This is a genomic window from Pseudomonas sp. NBRC 111127, from assembly GCF_001320345.1.
Classification (GTDB): domain Bacteria; phylum Pseudomonadota; class Gammaproteobacteria; order Pseudomonadales; family Pseudomonadaceae; genus Aquipseudomonas; species Aquipseudomonas juntendi.
In genome coordinates, this window is the sequence record NZ_BCBD01000210.1 from 1 (window position 1) to 8342 (window position 8342).

Annotated in this window: 7 protein-coding genes; all 7 read left to right on the forward strand. The window is 61.8% G+C overall.

The features are described 5' to 3' along the window. A partial coding sequence (locus APH30_RS24985) for a basic amino acid/polyamine antiporter (protein WP_054914054.1) occupies positions 1 to 1172 on the forward strand: 1172 nt, incomplete at its 5' end. Positions 1173 to 1204: 32 nt separating this feature from the next. Next, on the forward strand, positions 1205 to 2458 hold the full coding sequence (gene arcA, locus APH30_RS24990) for an arginine deiminase (RefSeq protein ID WP_054914055.1): 1254 nt from the start codon (positions 1205 to 1207) through the stop codon (positions 2456 to 2458). Positions 2459 to 2526: 68 nt separating this feature from the next. After that, complete coding sequence (locus APH30_RS24995) at positions 2527 to 3537, forward strand: ornithine carbamoyltransferase (protein ID WP_009683386.1); 1011 nt, start codon at positions 2527 to 2529, stop codon at positions 3535 to 3537. Between the two features lie 171 nt (positions 3538 to 3708). After that, entirely contained in the window at positions 3709 to 4638 is a 930-nt protein-coding gene (gene arcC, locus APH30_RS25000; RefSeq protein ID WP_054914056.1) for a carbamate kinase, read from the forward strand. Between the two features lie 56 nt (positions 4639 to 4694). Then, complete coding sequence (locus tag APH30_RS25005; protein ID WP_054914057.1) at positions 4695 to 5063, forward strand: DUF5064 family protein; 369 nt, start codon at positions 4695 to 4697, stop codon at positions 5061 to 5063. A 184-nt stretch (positions 5064 to 5247) separates the two neighbouring features. After that, positions 5248 to 6756 (forward strand): sigma-54-dependent transcriptional regulator, encoded by a 1509-nt coding sequence (locus APH30_RS25010; protein WP_047150239.1) that lies wholly within the window; start codon positions 5248 to 5250, stop codon positions 6754 to 6756. Positions 6757 to 6922: 166 nt separating this feature from the next. Then, positions 6923 to 8128 carry a sodium/glutamate symporter gene (gene gltS / locus APH30_RS25015; protein WP_033691431.1) on the forward strand — a complete coding sequence of 402 codons (1206 nt, stop codon included), beginning with the start codon at positions 6923 to 6925 and terminating at the stop codon, positions 8126 to 8128. The last annotated feature ends 214 nt before the right edge of the window (positions 8129 to 8342 follow it).

The window sequence follows — 8342 nt, forward strand, 5'->3', positions numbered from 1 at the left end:
TGGGCTTTTCTTCGGCCTGGGGCTACTGGATCAGTGCCTGGCTGGGCAACGTCGGCTACTTCGTGCTGCTGTTCAGCACCCTGGGCTACTTCTTCCCGGTCTTTGGCGAGGGCAACACGCCAGCCGCCATCATCGGTGCCTCGCTACTGCTATGGGCTGTGCATTTCCTGGTCTTGCGCGGCATCAAGGAAGCGGCGTTCATCAACCTGGTCACCACCGTGGCCAAGGTGGTGCCGCTGGTGCTGTTCGCCCTGATCTGCCTGTTTGCCTTCAAGCTGGACATCTTCACCGCCGACATCTGGGGCCGGGGCACGCCCGAACTGGGCAGTGTGATGAACCAGGTCCGCAACATGATGCTGGTCACCGTATGGGTGTTCATCGGTATCGAGGGTGCGAGCATCTTCTCGTCACGCGCCGAAAAGCGCGCCGACGTGGGCAAGGCGACGGTCATCGGCTTCGTGACCGTGCTGTTGTTCCTGGTACTGGTCAATGTGCTGTCGCTGGGCATCATGACCCAACCGGAACTGGCCAAGCTGCAGAACCCGTCGATGGCAGCCGTGCTGGAGCATGTGGTCGGCCACTGGGGGGCGGTACTGATCAGTGTCGGCCTGATCATCTCGTTGCTGGGGGCCTTGCTCTCGTGGGTGCTGCTGTGCGCCGAAATCATGTTCGCCGCCGCCAAGGACCACACCATGCCGGCATTCCTGCGCCGCGAGAACGCCAACCAGGTACCGGCCAATGCGCTGTGGCTGACCAACGCCATGGTGCAGGTCTTCCTGGTGATCACGCTGTTTTCCAGCAGCACCTACCTGTCGCTGATCTACCTCGCCACCTCGATGATTCTGGTGCCCTACCTGTGGTCGGCGGCCTACGCCTTCCTGCTGGCGCTGCGCAGCGAAACCTATGAGCAGGCCCTGGCCGAACGCAAGAAAGACCTGATCATCGGCGCTATCGCCCTGCTGTACGCCATCTGGCTGCTGTACGCCGGCGGTGTGAAATACCTGCTGCTGTCGGCATTGCTGTACGCCCCTGGCGCGATCCTGTTCGCCAAGGCCAAGCGTGAAGTGGGCCAACCCATCTTCACCAACGTGGAAAAACTGATCTTCGCCGCCGTGGTGATCGGCGCCCTGGTGGCAGCCTATGGCCTGTACGACGGCTTCCTGACCCTTTGACCACGCTTTCGTCCCATTGGAGGAATGAAACCATGTCCGCTGAAAAACAGAAGTACGGTGTGCACTCCGAGGCCGGCAAGCTGCGCAAAGTCATGGTGTGCGCACCGGGCTTGGCGCACAAGCGCCTGACGCCGAGCAACTGTGACGAACTGCTGTTCGACGATGTGATCTGGGTCGACCAGGCCAAGCGTGACCACTTCGACTTTGTCACCAAGATGCGTGAGCGTGGCGTGGATGTGCTGGAAATGCACAACCTGCTGACCGACATCGTGCAGCAACCTGAAGCGCTGAAGTGGATTCTGGACCGCAAGATCACCGCCGATACCGTCGGCGTGGGCCTGACCAATGAAGTGCGCAGCTGGCTGGAAGGTCTCGAACCGCGCCACTTGGCCGAATTCCTGATCGGCGGCGTGGCCGGCCAGGACCTGCCGCAGAGCGAAGGCGCCGAAGTGGTCAAGATGTACAACGACTACCTGGGGCACTCCAGCTTCATCCTGCCACCGCTGCCCAACACCCAGTTCACCCGTGACACCACCTGCTGGATCTACGGCGGCGTCACGTTGAACCCGATGTACTGGCCAGCACGGCGCCAGGAAACGCTACTCACCACCGCCATCTACAAATTCCACCCGGCGTTCACCAGCGCCGACTTCCAGGTGTGGTATGGCGACCCGGACAAGGACCACGGCAACGCCACGCTCGAGGGTGGCGACGTGATGCCGATCGGTAATGGCGTGGTGCTGATCGGCATGGGCGAGCGCACCTCGCGCCAGGCCATCGGTCAGCTGGCCCAGAGCCTGTTCGCCCACGGTACGGTCAGGGAAGTGGTGGTCGCCGGCCTGCCGAAGTCGCGCGCCGCCATGCACCTGGACACCGTGTTCAGCTTCTGCGACCGCGACCTGGTCACGGTCTTCCCGGAAGTGGTCAAGGAAATCGTGCCGTTCATCATTCGCCCGGACGAAAGCAAGCCGTACGGCATGGACGTGCGCCGCGTGAACAAGTCGTTCATCGACGTGGTCGGCGAACAGCTCGGGGTCAAGCTGCGGGTGGTCGAAACCGGCGGCAACAGCTTCGCCGCCGAACGCGAACAGTGGGATGACGGCAACAACGTGGTGGCCCTCGAACCAGGCGTGGTCATCGGCTACGACCGTAATACCTACACCAACACCCTGCTGCGCAAGGCTGGCATCGAGGTCATCACCATCAGCGCCGGCGAACTGGGCCGGGGCCGGGGCGGCGGCCACTGCATGACCTGCCCGATCATCCGTGACCCCATCGATTACTAACGCCCATTACCCTGGCCGCGCTTACCCAGCGGCGGCCGGTGCGTTCACCCTACCCGAGGAGAAAAGTCATGGCGTTCAACATTCACAACCGCAACCTGCTGAGCCTGGAACACCACACCACGCGCGAGTTGCGCTACCTGCTGGACCTGTCCCGCGACCTCAAGCGCGCCAAGTACACCGGCACCGAACAGCAACACCTGAAGGGCAACAACATTGCCCTGATCTTCGAAAAAACCTCCACCCGCACCCGCTGCGCCTTCGAAGTGGCGGCCTACGACCAGGGCGCCAATGTCACCTATATCGACCCCAACTCATCGCAGATCGGCCACAAGGAAAGCATGAAGGACACCGCCCGCGTACTCGGGCGCATGTACGACGCCATCGAATACCGTGGCTTCAAGCAGGAAATCGTCGAGGAGCTGGCCAAGTTCGCCGGGGTGCCGGTGTTCAACGGCCTGACCGACGAGTATCACCCTACCCAGATGATCGCCGACGTGCTGACCATGCGCGAGCACAGCGACAAGCCGTTGCACGACATCAGCTACGCCTACCTGGGCGATGCGCGCAACAACATGGGCAACTCGCTGCTGCTGATCGGCGCCAAACTCGGCATGGACGTGCGCATCGCCGCGCCCAAGGCGCTGTGGCCACATGAGGACCTCGTTGAGCGCTGCAAGCAGTACGCAGAAGAAAGTGGCGCGCGTATCACCCTGACCGAAGACCCGCTGGCCGCGGTCAAGGGCGTGGACTTCGTGCACACCGACGTGTGGGTATCGATGGGTGAACCGATCGAGGCCTGGGGCGAGCGTATCAAGCTGCTCAAGCCTTACCAGGTGAATGCGCAACTGATGAAGGCCACTGGCAACCCCCGCACCAAGTTCATGCATTGCCTGCCGGCGTTCCACAACTCCGAAACCAAGGTGGGCAAGCAGATTGCCGAACAGTACCCGGACTTGGCCAACGGCATCGAAGTGACCGACGACGTATTCGAGTCGCCCGCTTGCATTGCCTTCGAACAGGCGGAAAACCGCATGCACACGATCAAGGCGATCCTGGTTTCGACCCTGGCTGACCTCTGAAAGCGGCAAGCGGCAAGCTGAAAGCTGATAGCTGATAGCTGAAAGCTGAAAGCTGAAAGCTGAAAGCAGCTGATTACACCGGCCGGCTTCTGCTTGCCACTTGCAACTTGCCGCTTGCAGCTTGCAGCTTGCAGCCCCAAGCCCCAAGCCCACCTCAAAAGGACATTCCCCATGCGTATCGTTGTTGCATTGGGCGGCAACGCCCTGCTGCGCCGCGGCGAACCCATGACCGCTGACAACCAGCGTGCCAATATCCGCACCGCCGCCGAACAGATCGCCAAGATCCACCCCGGCAACGAGCTGGTCATTGCCCACGGTAACGGCCCACAGGTCGGCCTGCTGTCGTTGCAGGGCCTTTCCTACAAACCGGACGAGGCTTACCCGCTGGACGTGCTGGGCGCCGAGACCGAGGGCATGATCGGCTACATGATCGAGCAGGAGCTGGGCAACCTGCTGGCCTTCGAAGTGCCGTTCGCGACCTTGCTGACCCAGGTTGAAGTCGACGCCAACGATCCGGCCTTCAAGGACCCGACCAAGTTCATCGGCCCGGTCTACAGCAAGGACGAGGCCGAGCGCCTGGCCAACGAGAAGGGCTGGGTGGTCAAGCCTGACGGCGACAAGTACCGCCGCGTGGTGGCCAGCCCGAAACCCAAGCGCATCTTTGAAATCCGCCCGATCAAGTGGCTGCTGGAAAAGAGCAGCATCGTGATTTGCGCGGGCGGCGGCGGCATCCCCACCCTTTACGATGAAAACCAAAAACTCAAAGGGGTGGAGGCGGTCATCGACAAGGACCTGTGCTCGGCGCTGCTGGCAGAGCAACTGGAAGCCGACCTTCTGATCATCGCCACCGACGTGGATGCGGCGTACATTGACTGGGGTAAACCTACGCAGAAAGCCATCGCCCAAGCGCACCCCGACGAACTGCAGCGGCTGGGTTTTGCCGCGGGGTCCATGGGGCCGAAAGTGCAGGCCGCCTGTGATTTTGCCCGCCATACCGGCAATGTGGCAGTGATCAGTTCGCTGGAAAACATCGAAGAAATTGTCAAAGGCACAGCCGGCACCCGGGTTTCGACCGCGAAGCCGGGGATCAGCTACCGTTGAATGCAATGGGCGGGCCTGCGCGGCCCGTCATTTTCGACCTTCCCAAGGAGCTTTCCATGGCCCAGTACCACCCCGGTCATGTACACATCGAGCGCATTGCGCTGAACAAAGATGACCACAGCTATGACCTGAACATCGAATACGAGGCAGTGTCGGACCCCAAGGAAGGTAGAGGCATTCAGTTCCGCATGCATGGCAGCATCGAAGGCAAGGCAGTCGATGAAGCGTTCTTCCTGCCCAAGGACCAGGCCCTGCCCAGCTTTCTCATGCTGCTGACGCGCAGGGCGCAAGCGTACCTGCCGTCGCCGAAGAAATTCGAGAACCTGAGTTCACCGCACAAGCTCTATGACCATATGTTCGCGGACATTCGCGAAAAACTGGATGTGAAGTCGGGCGACCCGGTCAAGCCTGAACACCTGGAGTGATTTTCAGAAGTTTGGGGCTACCTTGCAGCCCATCGCAGGCAAGCCAGCGCCCACTTCGATCGCATCGGCCTCAAGGCCTGTGCAGTACCTGTGGGAGCTGGCTTGCCTGCGATGGGCCGCAAGGCGGCCCCGGCGATGTTGAGGCATACTACCGCCCTCCCCGGCCACCACCCTCTACGTTCCCATGCGCATCCACGTCAGCTTCATCGACCGCGTCGGCATCACTCAGGAAGTGCTAGCCCTGCTCGGTGCCCGCAACCTCAACCTGGACGCCGTGGAGATGGTCCCGCCGAACGTCTACATCGACGCCCCGACGCTCAGCCCCGCGGTGCTCGAAGAGCTGCACGACGCACTGTTCGAAGTGCACGGGGTTCAGTCGGTGGACGTGGTCGACATCCTTCCCGGGCAACGTCGGCACCTGCAACTGGATGCGTTGCTGGCAGCGATGAGCGACCCGGTCCTGGCCGTGGACAGCGCCGGCAAGGTGTTGCTGGCCAACCCGGCGCTGATCGAGCTGTGCGGCCGCGAATCGGCCGGGCGCTCGGTGGGCGAGCTGTTCGGCGACGCCGGGCTGCTGCAGGCGCTGCTGGACAACAACTTCCACCTGCCCATGCGCGAGATGCAACTGAACGGCCACAGCCTGCTGCTCGATGCCATGCCCATTACCAACGCCGGTGGCCTGCTGACGCTTTACCCGCCATCGCGCATGGGCGAACGCCTGTCGGCCCTGCACCACGACCACGCCGAGGGCTTCGACGCCCTGCTGGGCGAGTCACCGGCCATCCGTACCCTCAAGGCACGCGCCATGCGCGTTGCCGCACTCGATGCGCCGCTGCTGGTGCATGGCGAAACCGGCACCGGCAAAGAGCTGGTGGCCCGCGCCTGCCATGCCATCAGCAGCCGCCAGGCGGCACCGTTCCTGGCGCTGAACTGCGCCGCCCTGCCCGAGAGCCTGGCCGAGAGCGAGCTGTTCGGCTACGCCCCCGGCGCCTTCACCGGCGCGCAACGCGGCGGCAAGCCGGGGCTGATGGAGCTGGCCAACCAGGGCACGGTGTTTCTGGACGAGATCGGCGAAATGTCACCGTACCTGCAGGCCAAGCTGCTGCGCTTCCTCAGTGACGGCAGCTTCCGCCGGGTGGGCGGCGACCGCGAAGTGAAGGTCGATGTGCGCATCATCAGCGCCACCCACCGCGACCTGGAGCGCATGGTGGCCGAAGGCAGCTTCCGCGAAGACCTGTTCTACCGCCTGAACGTGCTCAACCTGCAGGTACCGCCCCTGCGCGACCGCGGCCAGGACATCCTGATGCTGGCGCACTTCTTCATGCAGCAGGCCTGCACGCAGATCCAGCGCCCAGCCTGCCGGTTGACCCCGGCCACCCATTCGGCGCTGCTGGCCAACCCGTGGCCGGGCAACGTGCGCCAACTGCAGAACGTGATTTTCCGTGCGGCGGCCATCTGCGAAAGCAACCTGGTGGACATCGGTGACCTGGACATCGCCGGCACCTCGGTGGCGCGCGGGCAAGATGGCGAAGTGGCCAGCCTGGAGCAAGCCGTGGGTGATTTCGAGCGTGAGCTGCTGCAACGTCTGTACGCCAGCTACCCCTCCACCCGGCAACTGGCTGCGCGCTTGCACACTTCGCACACCGCCATTGCCCAGCGCCTGCGTAAATATGGAATACCCGGCAAAGGCTGATAGTCGTTGCAATAACCCGATAGTTGTTCAGACCTTTCCTACGCGAGTGAAAGATACTCTCCCACATATGCCTCGTAGAATGGTGACGGTGTATTGCCACTTGTCATCCCACTGCTCCGCCCAAGTGCGGAGCGTGGTTCGCTACTGGATATAACGAGAGCACCTGATGTTTGAACTCGATTTTTACGGGACACTTGTAGCCGCCTCTCTCGTCCTGTTATTGGGGCGCGGGCTGGTTGCACGGATTGGTTTGTTGCGCGTCTACAATATTCCGGAGCCCGTTGCCGGTGGCCTGGTCGTCGCCTTTGCCCTGCTGGCGTTGCGCAGTTTCGATGTGCAGGTGCAGTTCGATACCTCACTGCAAACACCCTTGATGCTGGCCTTCTTCGCCACCATCGGCTTGAGCGCAGACTTTGCCAGCCTGAAAAAAGGCGGCCGTGTGGTGGTGGTCTTCCTGCTGGTGGTCACCAGCCTGTTGCTGGTGCAGAACGCCATGGGCATCGGCCTGGCCTCGGCATTGGGGCTGGACCCATTGATGGGCCTGCTGGCCGGTTCGATCACCCTGTCCGGCGGCCACGGCACCGGCGCCGCCTGGGGCGCCACGTTCAGCGAAAAGTTCGGCCTGGCCTCGGCTGCGGAACTGGCGATGGCCTCGGCCACCTTCGGACTGGTGCTGGGCGGCCTGATCGGCGGGCCGGTTGCCCGGCTGCTGATCAAGCGGGTGAAAACGCCGGGGGCCGATGAGGAACTGCCGCAACTGCCCCAGGGTTTCGAGCGGCCTGACAAAGAGCGCCTGATAACATCATTTTCATTTGTGGAAACACTGGCGCTGATTGCGGTAAGCCTGCTTGCCGGTTCTTTGCTCAATGGCGCACTCAAAGGAACTGCATTCGAACTGCCGACGTTTGTGTGTGTGCTGTTCGTGGGTGTATTGCTGCGCAATGGGCTATCCGCATTCGGCTTCTACCGTGTGTTCGAACGGGAAGTTTCGGTACTGGGCAATGTCAGCTTGTCGCTGTTCCTGGCCATTGCCTTGATGTCGCTCAAACTATGGGACCTGGCAGCGCTGGCCTTGCCGTTCTTCGCTTTATTGGCCGCACAGACACTGGTCATGGCGCTGTTCGCAATTTTCGTGACGTTCCGGGTCATGGGTCGTAATTACGATGCAGCCGTATTGGCTGCCGGCCATTGCGGATTTGGCCTGGGGGCCACGCCCACTGCCATTGCCAACATGCAGGCAGTGACCCAGCGCTACGGCGCTTCGAACATTGCCTTTCTTGTGGTGCCCATGGTGGGGGCGTTCTTCATCGACATCATCAATGTCATCGTGATCAAACTCTATCTGGCACTGCCGCTGTTCATGGCAGGTTGATGCCTTTTACCGCACCTGTGGCTTCGCCCGACTATGAGGTTGGCAGTAACGTGCCAAACAGGCGTCGCGGGACTGTAACGTTTTGATTGCACCGTATCGAAAACGCTACATTGATGTACACATGCGGTTATACAAGGGTTTGATAGAGAAACGCTTTTTCACCCCGCGTGCAATGTAGCGTTTTCGTTCCACCGCCAAAAATCGACCACCTAAA